Source organism: Nocardia sp. NPDC050793, from assembly GCF_040654065.1.
Taxonomy (GTDB): domain Bacteria; phylum Actinomycetota; class Actinomycetes; order Mycobacteriales; family Mycobacteriaceae; genus Nocardia.
In genome coordinates this window covers 32,505-59,132 of record NZ_JBFAHG010000013.1, presented here as the reverse complement: position 1 = coordinate 59,132, position 26,628 = coordinate 32,505, and the positions used below count along the sequence as shown (strand labels likewise).

At 68.7% G+C, this 26,628-nt stretch carries 25 protein-coding genes, 1 tRNA gene and 1 pseudogene; 5 read left to right on the top strand and 22 right to left on the bottom strand.

The window, feature by feature from the left end:
• Positions 1-12: 12 nt before the first annotated feature.
• From AB0H50_RS31860 to AB0H50_RS31850, 3 genes are read right to left on the bottom strand one after another with little or no spacing between them, the layout of a single operon-like run.
• The gene (locus AB0H50_RS31860) at positions 13-354 is read right to left on the bottom strand and encodes a hypothetical protein (protein ID WP_068061023.1); all 342 of its coding nucleotides are present in this window, start codon (positions 352-354) and stop codon (positions 13-15) included.
• Positions 351-1,475, bottom strand: a complete 1,125-nt coding sequence (locus AB0H50_RS31855) for a C40 family peptidase (protein ID WP_357460004.1) — start codon at positions 1,473-1,475, stop codon at positions 351-353. The genes AB0H50_RS31860 and AB0H50_RS31855 overlap by 4 nt, the downstream gene beginning before the upstream one ends.
• A 4-nt stretch (positions 1,476-1,479) precedes the next feature.
• Positions 1,480-1,788, bottom strand: a complete 309-nt coding sequence (locus tag AB0H50_RS31850; RefSeq protein ID WP_357460002.1) for a hypothetical protein — start codon at positions 1,786-1,788, stop codon at positions 1,480-1,482.
• A gap of 155 nt (positions 1,789-1,943) precedes the next feature.
• Between AB0H50_RS31850 and upp the strand changes: the two genes are divergently transcribed.
• Positions 1,944-2,567 (top strand): uracil phosphoribosyltransferase, encoded by a 624-nt coding sequence (gene upp, locus AB0H50_RS31845; protein ID WP_357460000.1) that lies wholly within the window; start codon positions 1,944-1,946, stop codon positions 2,565-2,567.
• A 36-nt stretch (positions 2,568-2,603) separates the two neighbouring features.
• Here the strand turns inward: upp and AB0H50_RS31840 are convergent, their stop codons facing one another.
• The 8 genes and pseudogenes from AB0H50_RS31840 to AB0H50_RS31805 form a co-directional block, all read right to left on the bottom strand.
• Entirely contained in the window at positions 2,604-4,097 is a 1,494-nt protein-coding gene (locus AB0H50_RS31840) for a phospho-sugar mutase (RefSeq protein WP_357459998.1), read from the bottom strand.
• On the bottom strand, positions 4,098-4,877 hold the full coding sequence (locus AB0H50_RS31835) for a purine-nucleoside phosphorylase (protein WP_357459996.1): 780 nt from the start codon (positions 4,875-4,877) through the stop codon (positions 4,098-4,100). It abuts the gene before it with no gap.
• 521 nt (positions 4,878-5,398) lie between these two features.
• Positions 5,399-6,094 (bottom strand): ABC transporter ATP-binding protein, encoded by a 696-nt coding sequence (locus AB0H50_RS31830; RefSeq protein WP_245668534.1) that lies wholly within the window; start codon positions 6,092-6,094, stop codon positions 5,399-5,401.
• A gap of 246 nt (positions 6,095-6,340) precedes the next feature.
• Positions 6,341-7,285 (bottom strand): annotated as a pseudogene (locus AB0H50_RS31825) (ABC transporter ATP-binding protein); the annotation flags it as partial.
• Positions 7,282-8,685: a branched-chain amino acid ABC transporter permease gene (locus AB0H50_RS31820; protein ID WP_357459994.1), complete on the bottom strand. Its 1,404-nt coding sequence runs from the start codon at positions 8,683-8,685 to the stop codon at positions 7,282-7,284. The gene AB0H50_RS31820 and the pseudogene AB0H50_RS31825, both read right to left, overlap by 4 nt.
• A complete protein-coding gene (locus tag AB0H50_RS31815; protein WP_357459992.1) occupies positions 8,682-9,722 on the bottom strand; it encodes a branched-chain amino acid ABC transporter permease in 1,041 nt (346 codons plus the stop codon). Before AB0H50_RS31815 ends, AB0H50_RS31820 begins: the two co-directional genes overlap by 4 nt.
• A gap of 86 nt (positions 9,723-9,808) precedes the next feature.
• The gene (locus AB0H50_RS31810) at positions 9,809-10,885 is read right to left on the bottom strand and encodes a branched-chain amino acid ABC transporter substrate-binding protein (protein ID WP_357460256.1); all 1,077 of its coding nucleotides are present in this window, start codon (positions 10,883-10,885) and stop codon (positions 9,809-9,811) included.
• A 360-nt stretch (positions 10,886-11,245) separates the two neighbouring features.
• Positions 11,246-11,866: an ANTAR domain-containing response regulator gene (locus AB0H50_RS31805; protein WP_067846705.1), complete on the bottom strand. Its 621-nt coding sequence runs from the start codon at positions 11,864-11,866 to the stop codon at positions 11,246-11,248.
• Positions 11,867-12,165: 299 nt separating this feature from the next.
• Here AB0H50_RS31805 and AB0H50_RS31800 point away from each other — a divergent pair.
• From AB0H50_RS31800 to AB0H50_RS31785, 4 genes are all read left to right on the top strand, one after another.
• A tRNA-Leu gene (locus tag AB0H50_RS31800) sits at positions 12,166-12,252 on the top strand.
• Between the two features lie 964 nt (positions 12,253-13,216).
• Complete coding sequence (locus AB0H50_RS31795; protein ID WP_357459990.1) at positions 13,217-13,729, top strand: DUF4188 domain-containing protein; 513 nt, start codon at positions 13,217-13,219, stop codon at positions 13,727-13,729.
• A gap of 228 nt (positions 13,730-13,957) precedes the next feature.
• Positions 13,958-14,578 carry a low molecular weight phosphatase family protein gene (locus tag AB0H50_RS31790; protein ID WP_357459987.1) on the top strand — a complete coding sequence of 207 codons (621 nt, stop codon included), beginning with the start codon at positions 13,958-13,960 and terminating at the stop codon, positions 14,576-14,578.
• 164 nt (positions 14,579-14,742) lie between these two features.
• Complete coding sequence (locus AB0H50_RS31785; protein ID WP_357459984.1) at positions 14,743-15,114, top strand: hypothetical protein; 372 nt, start codon at positions 14,743-14,745, stop codon at positions 15,112-15,114.
• Positions 15,115-15,162: 48 nt separating this feature from the next.
• Here AB0H50_RS31785 and AB0H50_RS31780 read toward each other — a convergent pair whose 3' ends face one another.
• From AB0H50_RS31780 to AB0H50_RS31730, 11 genes are all read right to left on the bottom strand, one after another.
• The gene (locus AB0H50_RS31780) at positions 15,163-16,068 is read right to left on the bottom strand and encodes an acyl-CoA thioesterase II (RefSeq protein WP_357459981.1); all 906 of its coding nucleotides are present in this window, start codon (positions 16,066-16,068) and stop codon (positions 15,163-15,165) included.
• Positions 16,069-17,490, bottom strand: coding sequence for a pyruvate kinase (pyk, locus tag AB0H50_RS31775; RefSeq protein ID WP_357459979.1), 1,422 nt, complete (start codon positions 17,488-17,490; stop codon positions 16,069-16,071). It abuts the gene before it with no gap.
• Between the two features lie 70 nt (positions 17,491-17,560).
• Positions 17,561-18,229, bottom strand: coding sequence for an amino acid ABC transporter permease (locus AB0H50_RS31770; protein WP_357459977.1), 669 nt, complete (start codon positions 18,227-18,229; stop codon positions 17,561-17,563).
• Between the two features lie 6 nt (positions 18,230-18,235).
• Complete coding sequence (locus AB0H50_RS31765; protein WP_357459974.1) at positions 18,236-18,991, bottom strand: amino acid ABC transporter substrate-binding protein; 756 nt, start codon at positions 18,989-18,991, stop codon at positions 18,236-18,238.
• A 163-nt stretch (positions 18,992-19,154) separates the two neighbouring features.
• The gene (locus tag AB0H50_RS31760) at positions 19,155-19,616 is read right to left on the bottom strand and encodes a TM2 domain-containing protein (protein WP_357459972.1); all 462 of its coding nucleotides are present in this window, start codon (positions 19,614-19,616) and stop codon (positions 19,155-19,157) included.
• 228 nt (positions 19,617-19,844) lie between these two features.
• Complete coding sequence (lgt, locus tag AB0H50_RS31755; protein WP_357459969.1) at positions 19,845-21,080, bottom strand: prolipoprotein diacylglyceryl transferase; 1,236 nt, start codon at positions 21,078-21,080, stop codon at positions 19,845-19,847.
• Between the two features lie 73 nt (positions 21,081-21,153).
• Positions 21,154-21,954, bottom strand: coding sequence for a tryptophan synthase subunit alpha (gene trpA, locus AB0H50_RS31750; protein ID WP_357459967.1), 801 nt, complete (start codon positions 21,952-21,954; stop codon positions 21,154-21,156).
• A complete protein-coding gene (trpB, locus tag AB0H50_RS31745) occupies positions 21,951-23,213 on the bottom strand; it encodes a tryptophan synthase subunit beta (RefSeq protein ID WP_357459965.1) in 1,263 nt (420 codons plus the stop codon). The genes trpA and trpB overlap by 4 nt, the downstream gene beginning before the upstream one ends.
• Positions 23,213-24,031 (bottom strand): indole-3-glycerol phosphate synthase TrpC, encoded by an 819-nt coding sequence (gene trpC, locus AB0H50_RS31740; protein ID WP_357459962.1) that lies wholly within the window; start codon positions 24,029-24,031, stop codon positions 23,213-23,215. Before trpC ends, trpB begins: the two co-directional genes overlap by 1 nt.
• A gap of 183 nt (positions 24,032-24,214) precedes the next feature.
• Complete coding sequence (locus AB0H50_RS31735; protein WP_357459961.1) at positions 24,215-25,051, bottom strand: TIGR02234 family membrane protein; 837 nt, start codon at positions 25,049-25,051, stop codon at positions 24,215-24,217.
• Complete coding sequence (locus AB0H50_RS31730) at positions 25,048-26,610, bottom strand: anthranilate synthase component I (RefSeq protein ID WP_357459958.1); 1,563 nt, start codon at positions 26,608-26,610, stop codon at positions 25,048-25,050. Before AB0H50_RS31730 ends, AB0H50_RS31735 begins: the two co-directional genes overlap by 4 nt.
• Positions 26,611-26,628: the final 18 nt, after the last annotated feature.

Here is a 26,628-nt window from a genome sequence, read left to right as displayed (position 1 = left end):
CGCTTCGCTCCCTCATACCGGCCTCATCCAGCTCGTCGGTCCCGTGTCGGCGTCGTCGATGCGGTCCAGCTCGTCGACCGCCTGCTGCCGGGTGGGCAGTCCGAGCCGGTCGAGGACGTCGGCGGGCATGCCTGCCTCGGCGAGTACCTCGCGGCGCTTGGCGCGCGCGGCGATGGCCGAGCGCTGGGTCAGGCGCAGAATCTCGTTGGCGAGAGCCTGGGCGCCGTAACGGTATTCGCTGCGCTCGAACTTGATCTCGACCGGCATGCCCTGATCGGTCGCGCGCACCGCGATGGTGCCGGACCGGTTCTGGCTGACCGCGAGGGTGACGTTCGGGACCTGCTGATCGGTCATGCTGTCGGCCTGTAGAAGCCGTAGAACTCCATACCCATGTTCTCCGTTCGGATGGAACTGACCGAGACCGGATCGCCGGCCTCGACGAGTTGCCCGTTGCCGACGACCATGGCGACGTGGCCGTCCCATACGGCCAGGTCGCCGGGCATCAGATCGCCGGGCGAGACCTGCGGGTGCCCGACGTGCTGCTCTTGGGCCAGGCGGGGTAGTTCGACGCCCGCCTCGCCGTATGCGTACTTGGTCAGGCCGCTGCAGTCGATGCCTGCACCCGGGGAGTTGCCGCCCCAGACGTAGGGGGTGCCGACCGCGCTCAGCGCCGACTGGACCGCGGTCGCGGCCTTCTCGTTCGGCGCCTCGACGACGCTGCCGTCGGGCAGGGTGATCTTCACGCCGTCCTTGCCGCTCGGCGTGGCGGTGGTGTCGCCGCCGGGCTTCTGCGAGTTGGACGAGTTCGAGTTGTTGCCGTTGCCGGGGCTCGCCTTGGAGACGTTCTGCGCCGCGCTGCTCGCGATGCTGGTGACCAGCGAACCGGCCTGGCCGACGACGCCCATCAGGCCCGAGATGCCGGAGCTCGCCGTGCTGGTCAGCGCGCCAGGCAGCGACGCGAGCGACGGGCTGGACGGGGGCGGGGTCAGCTGGGTCATCGACGCGGTCTGCGTGTCCAGCTCGTTGCGCACCCGGCCGACCACGCCGAGTCCCTGGTTCAGATGGTCGATGGCGGTGCCGACCAGTGCCATGAAACCCGGCGGCGTCGTGATCGTCGGGCCGAGCGCCGTCGCGGTGCTCACGAAGGACTGCACGATGGTGTCGAGATCCTTCTGCCCGGTCTCGACCTCGGTGGCGGCCTGCTGGACGACGGTTGCCATCTCGTTGCCGCGGTCCGAGATGTTGGCCGAGGAGGTCTGCACGCGCAGCGCCTTCGCGGTCGCCGCGTCGGCGGCGACGCCGTCCCACGCGGTGTTCATCTGGTTGATGCTGTTGCGGCCCAACTGGTGCAGCTGATCCAGCGCCGCCGACGTGGTGGTCAGCGCGTCGGCCGGGCCGCCGGTGGGCAGCACGCCGGTGCCGAAGCTGCCGAGCAGATCGAGCAGTGGCTTGACCAAGAGGTTGACGTCGATCACCGGCTCATCCGTCCAGGTCGGCGGACCTCAGCGCGGCCGCGTTGTTCATGTCGGTCTCGGTGAGCACGGTCGCCGCTCCGGCCGCCGCGCCGCCCATGCTGGAGAGGACCGCCGACAGTTGCGCGATCGATGCGACGTGTCCGGCGTGCGCCGCGGTATACGCGGCCATGAAATCCCCGCCGATGAGGCCCATGATCGGACCGAGCGACGCGGGCGAGGCGCCCGCGGCCCCCGCTGCGACACCGGCCATTTCACCGGCCATCACCTCGGCGGTGGCGCCGTAGGCAGCGATGCCTTCGGTGTCAGCCGACATCTTTGCCATAGTGCTTCCCCCATCTGTTCGTTCCCAGGCAGAGTACGTCATCCAACTGGTTCGACGCGTCGCCTTGCCATTCGGTTCCGCCGCGTCCGAAAAAAATTCACGGAGACGTTCGACGCCGAACTCGTCTCGAACCTTATCGTTCCTTCATGCGTACGCACACCGTGGACCACCCACTCGCCGCCACACTGCTGACGACGATGCGCGACGCGCGCACGACGAACGCGGTCTTCCGCAACGCGCTGCGCGATCTCACCGGCATCCTCGTCTACGAGGCGCTGCGCGAGGCGCCCGTGACCAGGTACGAGATCGAAACCCCTGTGGCATTCGCCGAGGGCGTTCGGCTGGCCCATCCGCCGCTGCTCGTGCCGGTGTTGCGCGCCGGGCTCGGCATGGTCGACGCCGCGGCCGAGCTGATCCCCAATGCCCAAGTCGGTTTCGTCGGCATCGCCAGGGACGAGACCACGCACCAGCCGGTGCCGTACATGGAATCGCTGCCCGCGGATCTCGCCGGAATCCCGGTGTACGTGCTGGACCCGATGGTGGCCACCGGCGGCTCCATGCGGCACACCCTCGAACTGCTCACCGCCCGCGGCGCGACGGACATCACCGCGGTCTGCGTCGTCGCCGCGCCGGAAGGCCTTGCGGTGCTGGAGAAGTCGGGCCTGCTGGAGCGGCTGGTGACCGCGACCGTCGACGCGGGCCTGAACGCCGACGCCTACATCGTCCCCGGCCTCGGCGACGCGGGCGACCGCCAGTTCGGCCCGCGCTGACGCGCTCGACGTTGCCCGGCGAACAGGGTCCGCCCGCTACAGCGAGCGGCAGAACTCGGCGAGTGCGGAGAGTCGCCGGGCGGCAGCGCTTCTCGCTGCGGGCAGCCCGGCCCGATCAGGGACCGGCTCGACGACCTCCAGGTAGCACTTGAGTTTCGGTTCCGTACCGGACGGCCGGATCACCACCCGGGAGCCGGCGCCCTCGAAGATCAGCGCGTCGGTGCGCAACCGGCCGCGCGCCTGGAGCAGGTCCGCGTATTTCATCGGCTCGCCGGCGATCTCGCCGGGCGGGTCGGCGCGCAGCCGCTCGACGACCGCCGCGGCGGCGTCGGCGTCGGCCAGCCGCAGCGCGACCTGATCGCCCGCGTGCAGGCCGAATTCGACGGCGAGACCGTCGAGTTCGCCGAGCAGCGTGCGCCGTTCGGCCTTCAGCCTGGCCACCAGGTCGGCGGTGAGCACGGCCGCCGAGATGCCGTCCTTGTCGCGAACGGCCGCCGGGTCGACGCAGTGACCGATGGCCTCCTCGTACGCGTACACCAGACCGTCGCCCGCGCGGGCCAGCCATTTGAAGCCGGTAAGCGTCTCGGCGTAGCGGGCACCGCGGGCCTGCGCCAGCTTCGACAGCAGCCGCGAGGACACGATCGTGGTGGCCACCAGCGCGTCCGGCGCGGCGGTGCGCAGCACGCAATCACCGAGCAGCACACCGGTTTCGTCGCCGCGCAGCATGCGCCAGCCGTCCGGGCCAGGAACGCCGACCGCGCAGCGATCCGCGTCGGGATCCAGTGCGATGGCCACGTCGGCGCCCACCCGTTCGGCCAATGCCAGCAGCCGATCGGCGGCGCCGGGCTCTTCCGGATTCGGGAAGGCGACGGTGGGGAAGTCGGGATCGGGGGCGAATTGCTCGGCCACCACATGCACATCGGAGAAGCCAGCCGCGGCCAGCGCTCGCACAGCGACCTCGCCACCGACTCCGTGCAGCGGCGTCAGCGCGATTCGGATGTCGGCGCGCGCGCCGGAACCGCCGACGAGTTCGGGCAGCCGGGCCACCCGCGCGAGATAGCGGTGCACGAGCTCGTCGTCGGACTCAGCGACAGGGACGCGCGGGATCGGCTCGCCGACCGCCTCGATGCAGCGTTCGATCTCGGTGTCCGCCGGGGCGATCAACTGTGAGCCGCCGTCGAGATACAGCTTGTAGCCGTTGTCCGCGGGCGGATTGTGCGACGCGGTGATCTGCACACCTGCCACCGCGCCCAGTTCGCGCACCGCGTACGCGACCACCGGCGTCGGCACCGCGCCGGGCAGCAGGGTGACCGGAAAGCCCGCCGCCGCAAAGATTTCCGCGACGGCGGCGGCGAAATCCGCGGAACCGTGCCTGGCGTCGCGGCCCACCACGACGCGTCCGCCGCCGAGGCACCGCCCGCGCAGCCAGTCGACGACGCCCGCCGTCGCCCCGCTCACGGTCGTCACGTTCATGCCGTCCGGGCCTTCGCGCAACGGCCCGCGCAGACCGGCGGTCCCGAATCGCAGCATCTAGAGCCGCTCCAGCACGCCGCGCAGCAGCTTGCCGAGCCGGGGCGCTGCCGCGTTTCCCTCGGCGAGCACCTCGGCGTGCGAAAGGTGTTCGCCGGTCACGCCCGCGGCCAGATTGGTCACCAGCGAGATGCCGAGTACCCGGGCGCCGAGCGCGCGGCAGGCGATCGCCTCCAGCACCGTCGACATGCCGACCAGGTCGGCGCCGATGGTGCGCAGCATGCGGATCTCGGCGGGCGTCTCGTACTGCGGTCCGGTCAGGCCCGCGTACACGCCCTCGGTCAGGCTCGGGTCGATTTCCCTTGCCAGCGCACGCAATTCGGGGTCCCACGCGTTGACCAAGTCGACGAAGCTCGCCCCGGCCAGTGGGGTGCGGCCGGTGAGATTGAGGTGGTCGCTGATCAAGACCGGCTCGCCGACCTGCAGGCCGGGCCGGATGCCGCCCGCCGCGTTGGTCAACACCACGATCTCCGCGCCTGCCGCCACCGCCGCGGACACCGGGTGCACCACGTCGGCGGGCTGATAGCCCTCGTAGAGATGCTGTCGGCCCATCAGCAGCAGCACCGGGGTCTCGTCGACGTGCACCGAATGCACCATGCCGACGTGGCCCTGCGCGGTCGGTTCGCCGAATCCGGGCAGTTCCGGCATCGGCACCGACGCCGAGGGCGCACCGACTTCGGCGGCCGCCGGCTGCCACCCCGACCCCAACACGACGGCCACCCGGTGGCGCTCGACTCCCGTTCGTTCCGCGATCGCCTCGGCGGCCTGTTCGGCAAGCATGGGAAGAGTCTATGTTTTCGGCGCGCTGGCGCGCGCGGGTCCGCGGCCCCTTGTGTCTCGCTTCCCAGCGGTCGAGACTCGCGACTTCGTCGCATGCGCTTCGACCGCTGGGAAGCGAGACGGCCGCGAACGGGCTCGTCGAGCTCGCCCTGGGGTGGTTGATAGTGCGTGGATGGAGCCTTCAGGCCGAGGAGTCCGATTCGGTGGCAGCGCAAAAGCGGCCATTCTCGGCAAACCCGAGACCCACGACTTCGTCGCATGCGTCTCAGCCGCTGGGAAGCGAGACGGCCGCGAACGGGCTTGTCGGGCTCGCCCCTGGGTGGTTGGCAGCGCGGGGATGGAGCGTCTTGGTTGGATGAGGTCCGTGCCCCGGTGCGTCCGCGACAACGTGCACGGTGATCGCGGTGCCGAGGTCGTCCGCCATAGCGTGCACGGTCACCGCGGTGCCGAGGTTGTCGGGCTCGGCACCGCGGGGATCACAACGGCGCTACCGGCACCCTGCTCGCGCCGGGGCGGTTCGCTTATCCCACGCCGAGGTAGGCCGACTTCACCGCGGGATCGGTGAGCAGCTGGCTGCCGCTTCCGGTCTTGGTGACGCCGCCGGTCTCCAGGATGTAGGCGCGGTCGCTGCGGGCCAGTGCCTGCTGGGCGTTCTGCTCGACGAGCAGCACCGTGGTGCCCTGCCGGTTGATCTCCCCGATGATGCGGAAGATCTGCTGAATCACCATGGGCGCCAAGCCCATGGACGGTTCGTCCAGCAGCAGCAGACGCGGTCGCGCCATCAGCGAGCGGCCGATGGCCAGCATCTGCTGCTCGCCGCCGGAGAGTGTGCCGCCGACCTGTTTGCGCCGCTCCAGCAGCCGGGGAAACAGCTCGAAGACCCAGTCCAGGGTCCGCTGATACTCGGCCTTCTGCGCGAAAGTGCGCCCGTAGCAGCCCATGTCGAGGTTCTCCTGCACCGTCATGCCGGGGAAAACGCCCCGGCCCTCCGGCGCCTGGATCAGCCCGCCGACCACCCGTTCGTGCGCCTTCATCGTGGTGATGTCGCGGCCCTCGAACTTGATCCGCCCGCGCGTCAGCGGCAACAGCCCCGACAGCGCGCGCATGGTGGTGGTCTTGCCCGCGCCGTTCGCGCCGAGCAGTGTGACCAGCTCGCCCTCCGCGACGCGCAGCGACACGCCGTGCAGGGCTTGGATCCTGCCGTAGTTGACGACCATGTCGTCGACCTCGAGGAGCGCGGGCGCGTCGCTGAAGTCTCGCTCCGGCGGCGCGGCAGGCTGCTCGCCCGGCTGGGGCTCCTTCCGTTCACTCACCGCCGGTCCGCCGGTCGGCGGCAGCTCGGTCGGCTCCTCCGCCGATTCTGTTGCGCCGGAACCGGATTCGCCTTCCCCTTCGGCATCGGCTGCGCCAGTGCCGGATGCACCCTCGTCCGCCGAGGACGCAGGCCCGGACTCGGCCTCGGCGTCGGGCACGCCGAGGTAGGCCGCGATGACCGTGGGGTCGTCACGGATCTCGCCGGGCAGCCCGTCGGCGATCTTGCGGCCGAACTCCAGCACCACGATCCGGTCGGTCACGCCCATGACCAGCCGCATGTCGTGCTCGATCAACAGCACGGTGAACCCGTCGTCGCGGATCTTGCGGATCAGATCCATCAGCGCCGACTTCTCGCTGGGGTTGAAGCCCGCCGCGGGCTCGTCCAGGCACAACAGTTTCGGCTCGGTGGCCAACGCGCGGGCGATCTCCAGCCGACGCTGATCGCCGTAGGAGAGGTTGCGCGCCTTCTCCACCGCGCGCGGCGCGATACCGACGAACTCGAGCAGCGCCATCCCGCGCTCGATGGCGTCGCGCTCCTCGCGGCGGTGCCGCGGACTGCGGAACACCGCGCCCGGCACCGAGGTCTTGTGCCTGGCGTCGGTGCCGACCACCACGTTCTCCAGCGCGGTCATCTCGCCGAAGAGCCGCACGTTCTGGAAGGTGCGGGCGATGCCGAGCCGGGTGATGGCGTTGCGCTTGGTCTTGGTGAGCGGCTTGCCGTCGAAATACACCAGACCGGAGGCCGGCTTGTACACGCCGGTGATCGCGTTGAAGCAGGTGGTCTTGCCCGCGCCGTTGGGGCCGATGAGCCCGAGGATCTCGCCGCGGCGGATCTCGAAGCTCACCTTGTCCAGCGCGGTGAGACCGCCGAACTTGACGGTCAGGTCCTCGGTCTTCAGCAGCGGCGCGCCGACCTCGGTCTCGATCTCGCGGTGCGGTGCGACCACTTCGGCGACGGTCTCCTTGTCGCCGAGTTCCGGAATCACCGCGGTGACGTCGACCTCGCCCGCGCTCCTCGCCTCCGGCGGCGCGACGTAACCGGCCGCCATGTCTTCGTTGTCGAACAGCGCGTCGCCCGCGCCCGGCCCGGTCATTTCGCCGCTCCGATCGGCTCGCCCACCGTGGGTCTGCGCACGGCCTGGTAGACCTGCCTGCCGTAGGTGAGCAGCTTCTGCCGGGCCGGGAACAGACCCTGCGGCCGCAGAATCATCATCACCACCAACGCGATTCCGAAATACAGATACTTGAGGTCGCCGAGCGACTGGGCGCCGCCCTTGCGGAACAGCAGCACGCTGCCGAGCAGCAGCGCCGCCATGACGCCGGTGAACACCATGCCGGTGATCAACCCGCGGCGCGGCCAGACCCCGAACTCGCGGCCCTTGTACCGCCAGAACACCAGCAGGCCGACGAACAGAGCCACATCGATGATCAGCAGCAGGTAGCCGGTCGACTCGTTGTCCACCAGCTGCACCGAGGTCAACCGCTTGGGCAGGTAGGCGATGATGAACGCGCCGAAGATCACCCCGAGCTTGTTGCCCTGGCCGCCGATCACCACCGCGCAGAGGAACAGCATCGAGTTGATGATGTTGAACCCGGCCGGGTTGATGAACTGCACCTGGCCCGCGTACATCGCGCCGGACAGCCCGCCGACCGCGGCGCCGATCAGGAACGCCCACAGCTTGAACTTGAACGTCGGCACGCCCATGATCTCGGCGGCGTCCTCGTCCTCCCTGATGGCCACCCAGGAGCGGCCGACCCGGCTGCGCTCCAGGTTTCCGACGATCAGCAGCACGACGATGACGAGCGCCATGCCGAGCCAGAACCAGTAGGTGCCGTAGCTGGCCCGGTCGAGCAGGTTGGCGCTGTCCGGGTCGCCGGTGTTGCCCGCGGAGAACACGCCGTTCGGCTTCTCCGCCGACTCGCCGACGTGCGGGTACGCCACCCCCGACAGCCCGAGGCTGCCGTTGGTCAGCTCGTGCAGGTTGTCGGCGAGCAGGCGCACGATCTCGCCGAAGCCGAGCGTCACGATCGCCAGGTAGTCCCCGCGCAGCCGCAGCGTCGGCGAGCCGAGGATCAGACCCGAGATCGCTGTCACCGCGACCGCGATCGGCAGACACGCCAGCCACGCCCACTCGGGATCGAGCCAGCCGCCGTCGGTCTGGTTCCATGGACTGTTCGGACTGGTCAGCAGGCCCACCGTGTAGGCGCCGATGGCGTAGAAGCCGACGTAGCCGAGGTCGAGCAGACCCGCCTGTCCGACAACCACATTCAGGCCGATCGCGATCAGCGCGAACATGGCGAACTCGGCCATGACGAGGCCGAAGTTGTAGGCGGGGGTGTCCAGAATCGGCGGGGGGAAGAGCGGAAGCAGCGCGAGCGCGATGATCGCGGGCACGCCCGCGGCCCACTGCGCGGGCCGCGACAGTCCCTCCCACCAGGTGCGGATCGCGTCGCCGACGCCCTGCCTCGGCGCCGTCTTGGTCAGGTCGGTCATGCGCGGGCCCTCCCGAGGCTCTCACCGAGAATGCCGGTCGGCCGGACCATCAGCACCACCACCAGCACGACGAACGCGACCACGTCGCGCCATTCGATACCGAACAGGATCTGCCCGTACTGCTCCACGACCCCGAGCAGCAGGCCGCCGAGCAGCGCGCCGCGCAGATTGCCGATGCCGCCGAGCACCGCGGCGCTGAACGCCTTGATGCCGAGGATGAAGCCGCCCGAGTAGATGATCGCGGGCGGGATCTTGATCGCGTACAGCGTCGCGGCCGCGCCCGCGAGGACGCCGCCGATGAGGAAGGTCAGCATGATGACCCGTTCCCGGGAGACGCCCATCAGCGTCGCGGTGTCCGGGTCCTGCGCGACGGCGCGGATGCCGCGGCCGAATTTCGTTCTGTTGATGAGCATTTCGGTGGCGATCGCGAGCACCACCGCGGCCGCCACGATGAGGATCGCGATATTGGTGACATCGGCGCCGCCGAAGCTGAACTGCACCGTCGGCTCGACGAGCTGAACCGGCTGCTGGGCATTGGTGCCGCCGAGATCGGGATTGATCTTCGGCAGGATGAAGTGGACGAACTCCTGGATCACGAACGACATGCCGATCGCGGTGATCAGAAAGGACAGCGGTTTGGCCCCGCGCTTGCGCAGCGGGCGATAGGCGACTCGCTCCAATCCGACCGCCGCGCCGCCGGACACCAGCATGCCGACCATCATCGCCAAACCGATGTAGAGGATCGTCAGCAGCACGCCCTGGTTGTAGACATCGGGGCTGGCGGTGAAACCGAACAGCATCAGCCCGATCAACTGACCGAACATGCCCAACATGAATATTTCCGAATGGGCGAAATTTATGAGCCGAAGTACGCCGTAGACCAGGGTATAGCCCACCGCGACCAAGGCGTAGATGGAACCGTAGGTAACTCCGTCGACGGTCAGTCGCCAGAATTGATCGATCACTCCCTGATAGTCGAAGTCGATCGAGCCGTCGGCGAGGTATGCCACGCCGCCGGTCAGTGCTGATGCTGTCATGCGAATATCGCCCTCACCAGTGCCCCTCATGAAACAGCACGTACGGGGGCGTTACGGGCACCCCCGTACGTGCTGGGTTCGCGGTCTTACTTGACTTCGTAGATCCAGATCTGCGCGTTGGCCAATTCGCCGTTCGGGCTCCACTTGTAGGTGCGGGCCAGACCCGGCCCTTCGTAGGAGCGCACGAACGCGAGCAGGTCGGGGCGGGTGACCTTGCCACCGTCGATGCCCTTCGCCAGGATCGCGGTCAGGTCGTAGGCCTCCACCGAGTACACGCCGGGAGCCTGACCGTTGAGCGCCTCGTAGTCCTTGGCGAACTTCTCCGGAGCCGGGCCACAGGGGCAGGTGAGGTTCGCACCCTTGGCCGCGCTGCCCGCCTGCGAGATGAACTGCGGGTCGTTGACACCGTCCGGGCCGACGAACACGGCCTTGACGCCACCGGACTTCAACTGCTGCGCCAACGGCGCGCCCTCGGCGTAGTAACCCGAGAAGAAGACCGCGTCCGGCGCCGCCGCCGCGATCTTGGTGACGGTGGCCGAGAAGTCCTTGTCACCCTTCTTGATGCTGGCCGCGCACGCCGGATCGGCGGCGGCGCCGAGGCCCTCGGTGACGCTCTTGGCCAGGCCGACACCGTAATCGGTGTTGTCCTGCACCACGCACACCTTCTTGTAGTTCGCGGTGCCAACCAGGTACTTCGCCACCGAAGGACCCTGCACGTCGTCGTTGGCCAGGCCACGGAAGAAGCTGGTCCAGCCGTTCTGGGTCAGCGTCGCGTTGGTCGCCGACGACGTCACCGCCACCAGGCCCGCGTCGCTCAGAATCTGGCCGGTCGCCTTGGTCTCACCGGAGAACGCCGGGCCGACCAGGCCGATGATCGACCGATCGTTGACGATCTGCGGGATCACCTGGGTCGCCTTCTGCGGATCGCCCTCGGTGTCGAACTGCTTCAACTCGATCTTGCAGCCAGGGTTCGCCTTGTTGTGCTGATCCAGCGCCAGCTTCACACCGTTGACGATGTTGATGCCGAGCGCCGCGTCGGGGCCCGTGAGCGCGCCCGCCATGGCGATAGCGGTACCGGGAGCACAGGTCGCCTTGCCGTCACCCGCCGGATCGGCTGCCTTCGCGGGATCCGTCTTCGGCACCTCTTTACCAGCGGTATCCACCTGCATCACCGGCTGAATGGACAGGCCTCCCGAACCGGTCCCGGTCGCGCCGGACCCGGTGTCGGTGGATTTGTCGCTGCACCCGGTCAACGCGAGCGCCGCCGCAGCGCCGATCACCAATACGCCACGCGTCGAACGACTGCGCCATGTCGAACTAAGCACGTCTCACCTCTACGTCCTGTGCTCCCCCGGGGCAATCCGAGGAGGCCGACCACGTCAGCCCGGTCAGAACATAGCGTTGGCACGTTAGATCCGCATCACATTCGCGTCATGCGGATGACTTCGTGTCGAATTCTTTTTGGCGATCGCGTTTCCGATGCGTAAATCTTCCCAGCCGACACCGGCCCGAGGGGTGGCGCATCACTTCGGCGCCAGGTTCTCCAGCACCACCTCGGCAACGGCCTTCATCGTAGTCCGGCGATCCATCGCGGTCCGCTGAATCCACTTGAAAGCCTGCGGCTCGGACAAACCCTGGGTCTGCATCAGCACGCCCTTGGCCCGCTCGACCAGCTTGCGCGTCTCCAGCCGATCGGCCAGATTCGCGACCTCGCTCTCCAGCGCGGTGATCTCGTGGAAACGGCTCGCCGCCAGCTCGATCGCAGGGACCAGATCCGACTTCGTGAACGGCTTCACCAGATACGCCATCGCGCCGGCATCGCGCGCCCGCTCCACCAGGTCACGCTGGCTGAACGCGGTCAGAATCACCACCGGCGCAACACGTTTCGACGCGATCTCGGCGGCCGCGTCGATGCCGTCACGGCGCGGCATCTTCACATCCATGATCACCAGATCCGGCCGGTGCTCCACCGCCAGATCCACCGCCTGCTGCCCATCCCCCGCCTCGCCGACCACCTGATAGCCCTCTTCGGTCAGCATCTCGACCAGATCCATCCGGATGAGCGCCTCGTCCTCGGCAACGACGACCCGCTTCGCCCCGGCGTCCTTCTTCGTGCCGGCGCCCCCTGCCGCAGTATTGCTCATGCCCGCACCCCGCTGACGCTCGGTTCCGGCATGCGCACCGCGCGCTGGCACAGGATTCGTTCGCTGCGCTCACTCATAGGTAGACCCCTCTGGTTCCGATGCCTGTCCCGACACGCAGGAACGGGCCGGGGCCAACACCAGCCTGGCCTCACTCACCCCTGCGCGCTGTCGAGTGATGTAAAGAGTACCTTTCAGTTCGGCCGACAACGCATATACCCTGCGTAAAGACGAAACTGTGGCGTACATGGCAACCCATTCGCGGAAAGCCACACCGACCCGCTATAGTTCACACCCGGTGCGCCGGGTTGGCGGAACTGGCAGACGCGACGGTCTCAAAAACCGTTGTCCGAAAGGACGTGTGGGTTCGAGTCCCACACTCGGCACCAATGCTGGGTTTGCCCTGCTTGCGCGCTTCGCGGCTGCGCCGGGGCATTGGCGATGTGTTTTTCTGGGGTGCAACCCCCAGGCCCCGCCCGGCGGGGCGGTGCCCCCCGGACCCCCTTTCAGTGGTTACGTTCGGTTGTTCTTGGCGCCTTCATCAAGGGTTGCGTTCGAGTGAGCCAGGGGCCGGGGCGTCAATCGACGTTCAGATGCGGACCGCGTTCGGGTGGGCAGGAGCGCTGAGGCCGTTGGATGGGTGTTCATAGCCGACCTTGGTCGGCGCACGTTCGCGGCGGGCTCGGGCTCGATGTTGCCATTGCCCGACGCGACGACTGCATAGCCCCGGCGACTGGATGTCCGGCGCGGCCCACGACCGGGACCGCACGGGCACCAGCCTTCGAACCGGCTGGGTGCCGTATTCGACGCGATTGTCCGCTCGACATCAAGGCGACTCGACATGTTGGCGGCGATCGAATCAGGCTGCCTCGCACAGGAACGCAACCGATTCGAGCTCCGAGTGGATATCTCTGCCGTTTCCGTAGTTGTCGCCTACTTGCCTGCTGTTGTTCGAGTTGTGGCCGAGGTGAAATCCCGGAGCAGTCTCGGAAATGTGGTGCCGCTGGGCATTTCCGTCCCAACCACCGATTCCTGCGCTGGCTGGAATACCAAACCTGTTGTCCTGAGCGGATTCTCGATGGTGGTAGCAGGGTGCACTCTTGGCGTCGGTGCCGGCTCGCCGACCGCCCGCCGTAAAGAGGGAACCACGGCCGCGGCGCATCACGCCTGCATGCCGACAATCTGCCGTAGGCCTGTGCGGCGGTTACGGCTGCGCACCGGGCTCGGTGGAGTGCGAGCGCTCGCGACTATGGCAGGAATACCGGCGAGGCGCTCGGCCGACTGAACCGAAGGTCGGGCTCGCACGTAGTCGTAGGTGGGCGCAATCGTGCGCGCCGTTGCGGAGGTTTCTGTATGCGGGTGAACAGGACGACCGTCGACTTGTCCGGCTATCCGGATCTGGTGGTCATCTACCTCGGGATGCGGGTGCGCCGGCCGCGGGGGATGCTGCGGCTGCTCGGGCTGGGTCCGAAGCTCTACCGCTCGCATCGGGACCGGCCAGATGGACTGCTGTTGCACGAGGACGTGGTGTGGGGGCTGTTTCCGCCGCACTGGGGCGCGCGGCAGTACTGGCGCGATCTGGACAGCCTGGAGCGGTGGACGCGGTCGGAGCCGCACCGGGACTGGTGGGCGAAATTCCTGAAGGACTCCGGCGGAACTGGGTTCTGGCACGAGGCGTACTTCGCGCGCGGCGGCATCGACGCCATGTACGACGACATGGGGCCCGCCACCGGGATGGCCCGGTTCGCGCCGGTGGTCGCCTCCCGCGGGCCGATGTTCTCCACCCGGGGGCGAGTGCACGGCGAAAACGCGAAAGTCGCGCCGGTGGTAGCCGAAAACAGTTATTACCGAAACGAATACGAGTGAGGCGGCACACGGGCAAGCGACGGCAAAATCGATGATTGAAGCTGGAAACAGCTGGGTAACTTCAGCGATAAGCCCGGCGCTCGATCGTGACGTGCATCGAGAATCCGCCTGAATACCCGGGTGAGCTTTGTGTACGGCGCGCGACAGCTAGATGAATATGTGTCTGCGCACCTGTGATTCCGTGACGGCAGACTTCTGGTCCGCGAGCGGCCGAATTACCGTGATCGCATGCACGTCCTGTTCGTCTGCAACGGCAATGTGTGCCGTTCGGTGATCGCCGAGCGGCTCACCCGCGCGCTCGCCGTCGAACACAACCTCACCGGTCTCACCGCCGAAAGCGCGGGCACAAGAGCGCTTGTCGGCTTCTCCATCGAACCGCTCACCGCGCAAACCATTTCCGGTCTCGGCGCGGATCCCGACGGCTTCCGTGCGCGCAAACTGAAGCCGGAACTGATCGACCGCGCCGACCTCGTGCTCGCCATGACCGAACAGATCAGGGACCAGGCCGCCGACATGGCCTTCGGCGCCGCCTCGCGCACCTTCACACTGCTCGAAGCGCACCGGATCGCCAAGGTCACCGGCGCACGCACGGTCGCCGACTTGCACTTGGCGCGCAACGATCTCTCCATCGTCGGCCGGGAGAACATCGCCGACCCCGTCGGCCTGTCCGAGGCCGCCTACTGCGAGGTCGGCGACCGCATCGCCGAGGCGCTTGTGCCACTCATGATGGCGCTGGCACCGTACGAACAGACCCGCCCCGAGGACGACGAACGCCCCGGACTGGTGGTGCAGCCTGGCGCCGCGCCCGCGCCGCTCTCGGCGTTCCTGGCGGCGCACCGCATCCGATGACCGCCGCGCAATCGGGGCACGCCGGACAAATCGCACCCGGCTATGTCGCCCGTGCCCGCCTAGGCATTACACTCCCCGCGGACAGTATTCGCCGTTGATGGTTCGACACACGACAGGAATCAGACATGCCGAAACGGATTTCGGATGTTTCGCTTCATGTTTATGTGACGCCTGAGACCCTCGAACGCGTCGTCGAGACGGTGCGCGCGGTGGTGGACGACCACCTGCACGACCGCGACGTCTTCGCTTGGCGTTTCACACTGCCGGTCGAGCCGGACGACCCGGCCCACATTCTCCTCGAAACCCAGTGGCGCGTAGACCATCCCGGCCAGGAACCGGAGGCGCGCCGCACCTACGAGATCGCGCTCAGCCTGGTCGGCGCGCCGCGCGATCTGACCGCCCCCAGCCTGGCCGCCCTGGAACGCCGGCTGATGATCGAAACATCCTGCGGTACCGACGATCCTGACGTGCCGCGCACGATCAGCACGCAGCGCAGGGACAGCTTCGATATCGAGTTCGAGCGGGAGATCCTCTAGCGCCCACGCCATTTCGGCGTGGGCGCTCGCCGCACCGGCAGACGGGATTCAGCCGCGCGACGGGAAGTGGCGGATGACGCCCTCTTGCACCGTGGTGGCGAGGAGTTCACCGCTGCGCGAGTAGAACCGGCCGGTGGCCAGGCCGCGCGAACCCGCGGCGACCGGGGACTCGGTAGCGTACAGCGCCCAGTCGTCGAAGCGGAACGGACGGTGGAACCAGATGGAGTGGTTCACCGTGGCCGCGACGATCCGGTCCAGCCCCCAGGAAAGACCGTGCGTGGTGATGATCGAGTCGAGCACCGTCGTATCGGACGAATAGCCCAGCATCGCAACGTGGATCAGCGGATCGTCGGGCAGCGCGCCGTCGGCGCGCATCCACACCCGGTTGTGGTTGAGCCGCTCCCCCGTGCCCTTCAGAATCCAGGCGGGATCGTTGGTGTAGCGCATGTCGATCGGGTGCGGCGCGTTGACGAACATCTCCAGCTTGTCCTCCAAGCCTTCGAAGCTCTCCTCGACGCGCGGCAGCTGCTCCGGGTCCGGCACCTCGGGATGGGGGTGGGCGTGCTCGAGCCCCTTGCCCGAGTCCTGGAAGGCGGCCAGCATGACGAACAGCTCTTGATCGTCCTGCACGGCGGTGACCGTGCGGTTGGCGAAGGAGCGGCCGTCGCGGTGCCGGTCGACCCGGTACTCGATCGGCTTCTTCGGATCGCCGCCGCGCACGAAATGCGCGTTCACGGCGTGCACGGGCCGGTCGCCCGCGGTGCGACCGGCCGCCATGATCGCCTGGGCGACCAGCTGTCCGCCGAAGGTCCGGCTCCAGACCTTCTCCGGATGGTGGCCGACGAAGACGTCGGTGTCCATCTGCTCGAGGTCGAGCAGACCGAGCAGCACATCCAGATCGGACCGCTTCGTCGGCTCTTCGGTGCCGACGTGGCCGCCTAGCGAAGCGCTCATCTAGTGGTCCTCCTCACCGATACGGTGCACGTGAATCAGGTTGGTGGAGCCGACAGTACCGGGCGGGGAGCCCGCCACGATGACGACCAGGTCGCCTTTCTTGTATCGGTCCATCGACAGCAGCGACTGGTCCACCTGGTGGATCATCGCGTCGGTGGTCTTCACCGTGGGGACGATGAACGTTTCGGTACCCCAGGTCAGCGCGAGCTGGCTGCGCACCTCGGGCAGCGGGGTGAAGGCGAGCAGCGGCAGCGGCGTGTGCAGCCGGGCCAGCCTGCGCACGGTGTCGCCGGACTGGGTGAACGCCACCAGCGCCTTGGCGTTGAGCCGCTCGCCGATGTCGCGCGCCGCGTAGGAGATGACACCGCGCTTGGTGCGCGGCACGTGGGTCAGCGGCGGCACCCTGGTGGAGGACTCGGCCTCGACCGCGTGCACGATGCGGGCCATCGTCCGGACGGTCTCGATCGGGTACGCGCCGACGGAGGTCTCGCCGGACAGCATCACCGCATCCGCGCCGTCGAGCACCGCGTTGGCCACGTCGGAGGCCTCGGCGCGGGTCGGGCGCGAGTTCTCGATCATCGACTCCAGCATCTGGGTCGCGACGATGACCGGCTTGGCGTTCTCACGCGCCATCTGGATGGCCCGCTTCTGCACCAGCGGCACCTGCTCCAGCGGCAGCTCGACGCCGAGATCGCCGCGCGCGACCATGATCGCGTCGAAGGCCAGGACGATCGCCTCGAGGTTGTCGATGGCCTCGGGCTTCTCCAGCTTGCCGATCACCGGGACGCGACGGCCCACCCGGTCCATGACGTCGTGCACCAGCTCCACATCGGACGGCGAGCGCACGAACGAGAGCGCGATGAAGTCGACGCCGAGCTTCAGCGCGAACTCCAAGTCCTCGATGTCCTTCTCCGAGAGCGCGGGCACCGACACGTCCATGCCGGGCAGCGAGACGCCCTTGTTGTTGGAGACCGGTCCGCCCTCGGTCACCCGGCAAACCACGTCGTTGCCCTCGACGCTGGTCACCGTCAGGCCGACCTTGCCGTCGTCGACGAGCAGCCGGTCGCCGGGCTTGGCGTCCTTGGACAGCTCCTTGTACGTGGTCGAGACCCGGTCGTGAGTGCCGTCGATCTCGTCGACGGTGATGCGCACTTCCTCCCCGGTCGCCCACACCGTGCGGCCCTCGATGAACCGGCCGAGCCGGATCTTGGGGCCCTGGAGGTCGGCCAGAATGCCGACCGCCCTGCCGACGTGGTCCGAGGCCTGTCGCACCTTCTTGTAGTTCTCGGCATGGTCGGAGTGCTCGCCGTGACTGAAATTCAGGCGAGCCACGTCCATACCGCTCTCGACGAGTTCGCGGATACGGTCCTCGGTGGCAGTGGCCGGGCCGAGCGTGCACACAATCTTCGTCCGTCGCATCACGAGTAGAGCGTAGTCCTGCTGGGTGGCGCGGGCCCGTCGTGGCCTCGGTGAAGACTTGGTGAACGCGTCCTCACCGGGCGACGTGCCGGGAAAGGCGCGTCTCCAGGCGAGTCTGACCGAAGCCGAGGATCAGGCAGATGACCCAGTAGTAGAGCGCCGCGACACCGTAGAGGGCGAAGAAGTCGAAGGTCGGCGCAGCCGCCAGCTGCGCGGTGCGCAACAGTTCGGTAACCAGGATGGTCGAAGCCAGCGAGGTGTCCTTGACCAGCGAGATGAGCGTGTTCGACAGCGGCGGCACCGCGATCCGCGCGGCCTGCGGCAGGATGATCAGCCGCAGCGTCATCGGATACGACATGCCGAGCGCCTGCGCCGCCTCCCACTGCCCGTGCGCGACGGACAGGATCGCGGCGCGCACCACCTCGGCCGCGTAGCCGCCGACGTTGAGGCTGAATGCGATCACCGCCGCCGGGAACGGATCGATCACGATGTCGAACTGCGGCAGCGCGTAGAACACGATGAACAGCTGCACCAGCAGCGGCGTGCCGCGGATGATCGAGATGTAGAAGCGCGCGGGCGCGGACAGCAGCCAGGTCGGCGACATCCGCGCCAGCGCGACGAACAACGCAAGTACCAATCCGATCACGAAGCTGATCGCGGTGAGCGGGATGGTCTTGGTGACGGTGGCCTCCAGCATCGGCCACAGGTTGTGCCAGATCAGCTCTCTGGTCGCGGCGTCCACGAGCGGCTATTCGCTGACGTCGACGCCGAAGTACTTCTCCGAGATCCGCGCCAGCGCGCCCTCGGCGCGCAGCTCGTCCAGCGCCCGGTTCACTTCGGCGATCAACGGATCGCCCTTACGCGCGGCGAAGCTCATCTCGCTGGTCTCGCCGGTCCGGGCGGCGATCTTGACAGAGGTGTCACCCGAGGCCTTGGTGTACTCGTTGAACACCAGGTTGTCGTTGATCGTGCAGTCGACCCGGCCGTTCTTCAGCAGCTGGATGGCCTGCACCCAGCCCTCGACGGCCTCCACTTTCGCGCCCGCTCCCGTGGCGACCGCGCCCCAGTTGCTGGTGGCGGACTGCGCGGAGGTCTTGCCCGCGAGGTCGGCGAGCGAGGTGATGGCGGTGTTGTCGGCGCGGGTGACGATCACGCCCTCCGAGGTGGTGTACGGCTGGGAGAGCTCGTACTTGTTCTTGCGCTCCTCGGTGATCGAGACCTGGTTGGCGACCAGCGCGAAACGCTTCGATTCCAGACCTGCGAAGATCGCGTCCCACGGCGTCTGCACGAATTCGACCTTGCGGCCGAGCTTGTCGGCCACGGCGCGGACCACCTCGACGTCGTAACCGGTGAGCGCGCCGTCGGAGCCCTGGTAGCTGAACGGCGAGTATGTCCCCTCGGTGCCGACCTTCAGCACGTTCGGGTCGTCACCGCTGCCGCAGGCGGTGAGGCCGGTGGCGGCGACGATGGCGAGCACGACGGCGGCGAACAGCTTGCGACGCACGAAATCCCTCTCTCCGGTGCGTGGGCTTCCCACACGCAGATTCAGCCCAAATTACGCCCGTTGCGGGCCGGTGCACAGTATCGCGATCACCGTGCGCGAAAGGGTGGCACAGCCGAAAACGCGAAGGGCGCCGCCTGCTCGGCGACGCCCTTCGGAGCGTGGGTCAGTCCCGCAGTGGTCGCCCGTTGGCGTCGGGGACCTTGCCGGTCAGGATCATGATCCCGTCGATGAGCGACCAGATGCCGCAGCCGCCGCAGGTGACGATCTGCAGGATGCCGATGGTCGTGTAGCCCAGGTAGAAACGACCGATACCGAGGGTGCCGACCAGCAGCTGCAGGATGCCCGCGATCATCTTCTGCTTGTCGGACAGCGGCACGCCGAAAGCGTCACGGCCGTACGGTGCGTCCGGATCGGCCGGGTTGTAACCCTGCGGCTGCGGCTGGCCGTACGGCGCCGCTGGCGGGTAGCCACCGGGCTGCTGGCCGAACTGCTGCTGGCCGTACTGGTCGGCGGGCTGGCCGTACTGCTGCTGGCCCGACGCGTCCTTGTTCAGGTCCGGACCCGTACCCGGCGGGCCGTACTGCGGGCCGCCGAAGCCCTGATTGTTCTGGTAAGGGTCGGTCACTTATGTCCTCCTCATCAAGTGGGCACCCATTGCTGGCCCCCGGTCGTCGATCGCCTCGACGGGCACGCCCGCGACGATCACCGGTCATTCTTGCCGTAATCGACCGGTTTTGTCGCCTCGGCGCCCCTGGGCGCGGAGCCCGAAGAACGGAATTCTGCGGACTCCGCATCGTTATCGCGCGCGGTGGCGGATGTGTTGCCATCGCGCGCGGTCGATTTCGCGCGGCGGCTACTTGCCCTTGTCCGCCGTGGTCTTCTCGGCCGCTACGCCGGACTTCGCGTCCTCGGCGGTGTCGTCGTCCGCGTCCGGCGAATCATTCGCCGCCGCCGTGGACTTCGGCTCCGCCTCCGCGGTATCGGATTCCTCCCCCAGGCTCGCGGCGGACGTCTCGGCGGGCGCCGTCGCTGCCTTGTCGGACTTGTCGTCGGCGGACTTCTCCGACGCCGCCTTCTCGGATCGATTCGACTCGTCCTCCGAATCCGCCGAGTCCGCCGGGTCTTTCGCCGAGACCTCGCTCTTGTCCAACGCCACCGCGGTCGCCGTCGACGCGCCTGCGGCGCGCAGTGCACCGATCTGCCACGGCCACGGGCGCTTCATCGCGCCTGGCTGCAATTGCTCGGCGGTCTCGCGGCCCTTGGTGGCGAACACGAAGTAGGCGATGGCCGCGAGGAAGACCAGCGCCGAGGTGAACGAGTTGATGCGAATACCCACGATCTCGGTGGCCTCGTCGTCGCGCATCAGCTCGACGAAGAACCGCCCGAAGCTGTATCCCGCGACGTAGAGCGCGAACAGTCGCCCGTGGCCGATTCGCCAGCGCCGGTCGATCTGCACCAGCAGCACGACGATCAGCAGGTTCCAGAGCATCTCGTAGAGGAACGTGGGGTGCACGATCTTCTCGACGACGTCGTTGGAGACGCCGTTCATCGGGTCGGGATCGCCGTTGGCGTCGAACCGCGGGTAGATCTCCAGGCCCCATGGCACGGTGGTCTCGCGGCCGTAGAGTTCCTGGTTGAAGTAGTTACCGAGGCGGCCGATGGCCTGGGCGAGCAGGATCGGCGGCGCGATGGCGTCGCCGAAGGCGGGCAAGGGGACTCGATAGACGCGGCAGCCGATCCAGGCGCCGACGCCGCCGAGGAACACCGCGCCCCAGATGCCGAGGCCGCCCTGCCAGATGTAGAGCGCCTCGATCGGGTTGGCACCCGCGCCGAAGTACTTCTTCCAGTCCGTCGCCACGTGGTAGAGGCGACCGCCGATCAGACCGAACGGCACCGCGAACATGGCGACATCCAGCACCGTGCCCGGTTGACCGCCGCGCTCATGCCAGCGCCGCTCGCCCCACCAGATGGCGACGACGATGCCGAGGATGATGCACAGGGCATAGGCCCGCAGCGGGATCGGCCCGAGTTGCCACACGCCTTGCGGGGGGCTGGGGATATAGGCCAGCACATCGCTTCGTAAGGTCACGGGGCCACCGTAGCCGAGGACTCGCGCGCGCTCTTGACGGACTCCGCCCGACGGCGCCTCCCGACGGCGGGTACTACGAGACGACGGTCGCCGAGCGGACGCCTTCGGCGAGTTCCCTCGTCAGCGCGCGCACCGCGTCCAACCCCTCGGCCGCCGCGGTGACCAGCGCCGAACCAACGATCACGCCGTCCGAGTAGCTCGCGATCTCGGCGGCCTGGACGCCGTTGCGGACGCCGAGGCCGACGCCGATCGGCATGTCGGAGTGGGCGCGGATGCGGGCGCACAGCGCGGGCGCCGCGGAGGACACCACGTCGCGCGCGCCGGTGACGCCCATGGTCGAGGACGCGTAGATGAACCCGCGGCTCGCCTCGAGCGTCTTCACAAGGCGCTCCTCGGTGGAGGACGGCGCGACGAGGAAGATGCGGTCCAGGTCGTGCGCGGCCGAGGCGACGAACCAGTCGTCGGCCTCCTCCGGAATGAGGTTCGGTGTGATGATGCCCGCGCCGCCCGCCGCGGCCAGATCGCGCGCGAAGCGGTCGACGCCGTACTTGAGCACCGGGTTCCAATAGCTCATCACCACGGCCTTGCCGCCCGCCTCGGCGATCGCCTCGACCACCGTGAACACGTCGCGCACCCGCACGCCGCCACGCAGCGCCTGCTCGGCGGCGGCCTGGATGGTCGGGCCGTCCATCACCGGATCGGAGTAGGCGACGCCGACTTCGATGATGTCGCAACCGGATTCGACCATCGTGCGGCACACGTCGATGGAACCGGCCAGATCCGGGTAGCCCGCGGGCAGGTAGCCGATCAGCGCGGCCCTGTTCTCCGCGCGCGCCGCGGCGAAGGTGTTGGCGAGGCGGGACTGCTGGCTCACGACTCGGTCTCCTGCGGTGCGTCGAACAGCCCGAACCAGCGGGCCGCGGTGTCCATGTCCTTGTCGCCGCGGCCGGACAGGTTGACCAGGATGATCGCGCCGGGGCCGAGTTCCTTGCCCAGATGCAGCGCGCCCGCCACCGCGTGCGCGGACTCGATCGCCGGGATGATGCCTTCGGCGCGGCTGAGCAGCAGCAGCGCGTCCATCGCCTCGGTGTCGGTGATCGGCAGGTACTCGGCGCGGCCGATGTCCTTGAGGTAGGCGTGCTCGGGGCCGACGCCCGGGTAGTCCAGGCCCGCGGAGATGGAGTGGGATTCGATGGTCTGGCCGTCCTCGTCCTGCAGCAGGTACGAGTAGGCGCCCTGGAACGCGCCCGGCGTGCCGCCGGTGAACGTCGCGGCGTGCCTGCCGGTATCGACGCCGTCGCCCGCCGCCTCGTAGCCAATCAGCCGGACGGCCGGGTCGTCGAGGAAAGCGTGGAAGATGCCGATCGCGTTGGAGCCGCCTCCGACGCAGGCGGTCACCGCGTCGGGCAGCCTGCCCGTCATGTCTTGCACCTGCTGGCGCGCCTCGAGGCCGACGACGCGCTGGAGGTCGCGCACCATCAGCGGGAACGGGTGCGGCCCGGCGGCGGTGCCGAAGCAGTAGTAGGTCTGCTCGGCGTTGGTGACCCAGTCGCGCAGCGCCTCGTTGATGGCGTCCTTGAGCGTCTGCGAACCGGTGGTCACCGAGATCACCTCGGCGCCGAGCAGCCGCATCCGCGCCACGTTCAGCGCCTGGCGGGCGGTGTCGACCGCGCCCATGTAGATGACGCAGTCGAGACCGAGCAGCGCGCACGCGGTGGCGGTGGCGACGCCGTGCTGGCCCGCGCCGGTCTCCGCGATGACGCGGGTCTTGCCCATCCGCTTGGCGAGCAGCGCCTGGCCGAGCACGTTGTTGATCTTGTGCGAGCCGGTGTGGTTGAGGTCCTCGCGCTTGAGCAGGATGCGGGCGCCGCCCGCGTGCTCGGCGAGCCGCTTGCACTCGAACAGCGGCGAAGGGCGGCCGGTGTAGTCGCGCTGCAACCGGTCCAGCTCATCGAGGAAAGTGTGGTCGGCGCGGCACTTCTCGTACTCGGCGGTGACCTCTTCGATCACCGCCATCAGCGCCTCCGGCACGTGCCTGCCGCCGTAGACGCCGAAGTGGCCGCCGAGATCCGGTTCGTGCGCGCTCGGATGAGCGACGCCCGCGCTGGCCTGAGGTAGTGCGTTCACCGCCATCACCGGCCCCGCCGAGCTGGCTTGGGGCAGGACGGGTGGGTGCCCGCGGTCACCAGCTCGGACACCGCCGCGCGCGGGTCGCCGCTGGTCACCAGGCCCTCGCCGACCAGGACCGCGTCCGCGCCGGCGCCCGCGTAGGCCAGCAGGTCGGCGGTGCCGCGGATGCCGGACTCGGCGATCCGGATGACCTCGGTGGGCAGGCCGGGGGCGATGCGGGCGAACACGTCGCGGTCCACCTCGAGCGTCTTGAGGTTGCGGGCGTTCACGCCGATCACCGACGCGCCCGCGGACAGCGCGCGGTCGGCCTCCTCCTCGGTGTGCACCTCGACCAGCGCGGTCATGCCGAGCGATTCGGTGCGGTCGATGAGCGAGGACAGCACGTCCTGCTCGAGCGCGGCGACGATCAGCAGGATGACGTCGGCGCCGTGCGCGCGCGCCTCGTGGATCTGGTAGGGGCCGACCACGAAATCCTTGCGCAGGATCGGGATGTTCACGCTGGCGCGCACCGCGTCCAGGTCGTCGAGCGAACCGCCGAAGCGGCGTCCCTCGGTGAGCACGCTGATGACGCGGGCGCCGCCGTCCTCGTAGGCCTTGGCCAGGCTCGCGGGATCCGGGATGTCGGCCAGCGGTCCCTTGGACGGGCTGGCCCGCTTGACCTCGGCGATGACGCCGATGCCGTCTTCCAGGAGCGCGGCGCGCGCGTCGAGCGGGGCGGGCGCGGCGGCGGCTGCGGCCTTGATGGCCGGGAAGTCCAGCAGGGCTTCCCGAGCGGCCACATCCGCGCGGACCCCGTCGAGAATCGAGTCGAGTACCGTCATCTGGCTCGAATCCTTTCTGGGGAGACGGACTTGCTGCCTGAGAATCCCCCCAGGCGCTGTCTCACCGATGCTGACAAAGAATAAATGGCTGTACCTGTTGTCTTGCCGCCGGGGTTCAGCTCCGCGGCCGACCGGCGGTCGCGCCACGCGGGGAACCCACCGGGCGCAGTGTGGGCGGTCACGTCAGCCCGCACCGCCGTCCACCGCACGGTCGCGTGAGTTCGGCTCCGCGGAGTCGCGCGAATCGGGCTCGGCTCGGTCGCGCGGCGCCTGCTCGGAACCGTTGCGCGAATTCGCTCCCGTGCCCGGCGTGTCGTCGGTCGGGTCGGTGCCCGCGTCCAGCGCGTCCCACAGCACCCGTTCCGAGAGCTGCCCCGAGGTGTCCGCGGCACGCTGCTTGGTCACTTCCTCGGCGGCGGCCTCGCGGCGCACCACCGGGCTCTCGTACTTGCCGGAGAGCCTGCCCGATTCGCTCGGCATCCGCGCGAGCAGCACGCCCGCCGCGAACGCGGCGAGTGCCGCGGCCATGGTGAGGACGGCGGGTGACGGCGCGGTGGTCACCTCGGTGACCGTGGCACGGCCGGGCAGCTCGGCCAGCGCGGCGGCACGTTCGTTCGTCGCGCCTTGACCGGTGAGCAGCGCGAAGGCGGGCACCGCGGTCACCGCCGCGACGAGCGCGACGAGCACGCCGACCATCCGCCGCAGCCATCCCCTGGTGGCCAGCAGCGCGGCGATGGCCGCGAGCAGCACCAGCGCGAGCGGGGTGAGCGCGCCGAACCAGACGCCGCCGTTCAGTTCGTCGGTGCGCGGTTCGGTGAGTCCGTCCGAGGACGACACCGTCACCCAGGTCAGTCGCGACGAGCCCCACATCAGCGCCGCGGCGAGCGCCAGCAGCACGATGGCCCCGATCGGATATCTGCGCCTCTCGGCGCGGCGAGCGGGCGCGGCCGCCTCGGCTGCCGGGGGCTCGCCGGTCTCGGCCGAGGCGCGCGGATCTCGTTCCGGTTCCGCGCCGGTCATCGGACGCCGCCGTCCTGATCCGCGGGTAGGTCGGCGCTGTAGGCGCGCACGGTCTGGGCGGCGGCGACGGCCTTCAGCACCGCCATCGCCTTGTTGCGCGATTCCACGTCCTCGTAGTCCGGATCGGAATCGGCGACCACGCCCGCGCCCGCCTGGACGTAGGCGATGCCGTCCTTGAGCAAGGCGGTGCGAATGGCGATCGCGGTGTCGGCGTCGCCAGCGAAGTCGAGGTAGCCGACGACGCCACCGTAGACGCCGCGCCGGGTCGGCTCGAGTTCCTCGATGAGCTCCATCGCGCGCACCTTCGGCGCGCCCGAGAGGGTGCCCGCCGGGAAGCACGCGCTCACCGCGTCGAGAGCCACCTTGCCCGGCTTCAGCCGTCCCGACACGGTGGACACCAGGTGCATGACGTGGCTGTAACGCTCGATGTGCCGGTACTCGGTGACGCGCACCGTGCCCGGCTGGCAGACCCGCCCGAGATCGTTACGGCCGAGGTCGACGAGCATCAGGTGCTCGGCGTTCTCCTTCTCGTCGGCCAGCAGTCCCTTCTCCAGCAGCAGGTCGTCCTCCTCGGTGGCGCCGCGCCAGCGGGTGCCCGCGATGGGATGCGTGGTTGCCACGCCTTCCTTCACGGTCACCAGCGATTCCGGGCTGGAGCCGACGATCGAGAAGGCCGTGTCGCCCGCGCCGTCGGGGACGTGGATCAGGTACATGTACGGGCTCGGGTTGGACGCGCGCAGCATCCGGTACAGGTCGAGCGCCTCGCCGCGATAGTCCATCTCGAACCGCTGGGAGAGCACGACCTGGAACGCCTCGCCCGCCTCGATCTCCTTGACCAGCCTGCGCACGCCGGCGCCGAACTCTTCGGAGGTGCGCTGCCTGCGGTATTGCGGCTCGGGCTGGTCGAAGACGGAGACCGTGGACGCGGCGGGAGCGGCAAGCGCCTCGGTCATCCGGTCCAGGCGGGCGACCGCGTCGTCGTAGGCCTCGTCGACACGGTCGGCCGTGCCGTTCCAGTTCACCGCGTTGGCGATCAGCGTGATGGCGCCCTCGTGGTGATCGAAGGCGGCCAGGTCGGTGGCGAGCAGCAGCACCATCTCTGGCAGCTGGAGATCGTCGGTGGCCAGGGAGGGCAGCCGCTCGATCCGGCGCACCGCGTCGTAACCGAGGTAACCGACCATGCCGCCGGTGAGCGGGGGCAGACCCGGTAGCCGCTCGGTCTGCAGCAGCTGCAGGGTCTCGCGCAGCGCGACCAGCGGGTCGCCGCCCGAGGGAGCGTCGGCGGGGATATGGCCGAGCCACGCCGCCTCGCCGTCGACCACGGTCAGCGCGGACGGGCTGCCCGCGCCGATGAACGACCAGCGCGACCAGGACCGTCCGTTCTCCGCGGACTCGAACAGGAAGGTGCCCGCCCGGTCGGCGGCCAGCTTGCGATAGGCCGACAGCGGAGTTTCGGAGTCCGCCAGCACCTTTCGGGTCACGGGGACCACCCGGTGCTCCGCGGCGAGCAGATGGAACTGTTCGCGGGTCGTGGTGGTGGGAGTGGACGCGCCAGGCATTACTCCATCATCCCAGGG

Bases quoted from the DNA above. Each gene is read 5' to 3' on its own strand.
- AB0H50_RS31860 (WP_068061023.1), bottom strand. From the start codon at position 354: ATGACCGATCAGCAGGTCCCGAACGTCACCCTCGCGGTCAGCCAGAAC.
- AB0H50_RS31850 (WP_357460002.1), bottom strand. From the start codon at position 1,788: ATGTCGGCTGACACCGAAGGCATCGCTGCCTACGGCGCCACCGCCGAG.
- upp (WP_357460000.1), top strand. From the start codon at position 1,944: ATGCGTACGCACACCGTGGACCACCCACTCGCCGCCACACTGCTGACG.
- AB0H50_RS31840 (WP_357459998.1), bottom strand. From the start codon at position 4,097: ATGCTGCGATTCGGGACCGCCGGTCTGCGCGGGCCGTTGCGCGAAGGC.
- AB0H50_RS31835 (WP_357459996.1), bottom strand. From the start codon at position 4,877: ATGCTTGCCGAACAGGCCGCCGAGGCGATCGCGGAACGAACGGGAGTC.
- AB0H50_RS31830 (WP_245668534.1), bottom strand. From the start codon at position 6,094: ATGGTCGTCAACTACGGCAGGATCCAAGCCCTGCACGGCGTGTCGCTG.
- AB0H50_RS31820 (WP_357459994.1), bottom strand. From the start codon at position 8,685: ATGACCGACCTGACCAAGACGGCGCCGAGGCAGGGCGTCGGCGACGCG.
- AB0H50_RS31815 (WP_357459992.1), bottom strand. From the start codon at position 9,722: ATGACAGCATCAGCACTGACCGGCGGCGTGGCATACCTCGCCGACGGC.
- AB0H50_RS31805 (WP_067846705.1), bottom strand. From the start codon at position 11,866: ATGAGCAATACTGCGGCAGGGGGCGCCGGCACGAAGAAGGACGCCGGG.
- AB0H50_RS31795 (WP_357459990.1), top strand. From the start codon at position 13,217: ATGCGGGTGAACAGGACGACCGTCGACTTGTCCGGCTATCCGGATCTG.
- AB0H50_RS31790 (WP_357459987.1), top strand. From the start codon at position 13,958: ATGCACGTCCTGTTCGTCTGCAACGGCAATGTGTGCCGTTCGGTGATC.
- AB0H50_RS31780 (WP_357459981.1), bottom strand. From the start codon at position 16,068: ATGAGCGCTTCGCTAGGCGGCCACGTCGGCACCGAAGAGCCGACGAAG.
- trpB (WP_357459965.1), bottom strand. From the start codon at position 23,213: ATGGCGGTGAACGCACTACCTCAGGCCAGCGCGGGCGTCGCTCATCCG.
- trpC (WP_357459962.1), bottom strand. From the start codon at position 24,031: ATGACGGTACTCGACTCGATTCTCGACGGGGTCCGCGCGGATGTGGCC.
- AB0H50_RS31735 (WP_357459961.1), bottom strand. From the start codon at position 25,051: ATGACCGGCGCGGAACCGGAACGAGATCCGCGCGCCTCGGCCGAGACC.
- AB0H50_RS31730 (WP_357459958.1), bottom strand. From the start codon at position 26,610: ATGCCTGGCGCGTCCACTCCCACCACCACGACCCGCGAACAGTTCCAT.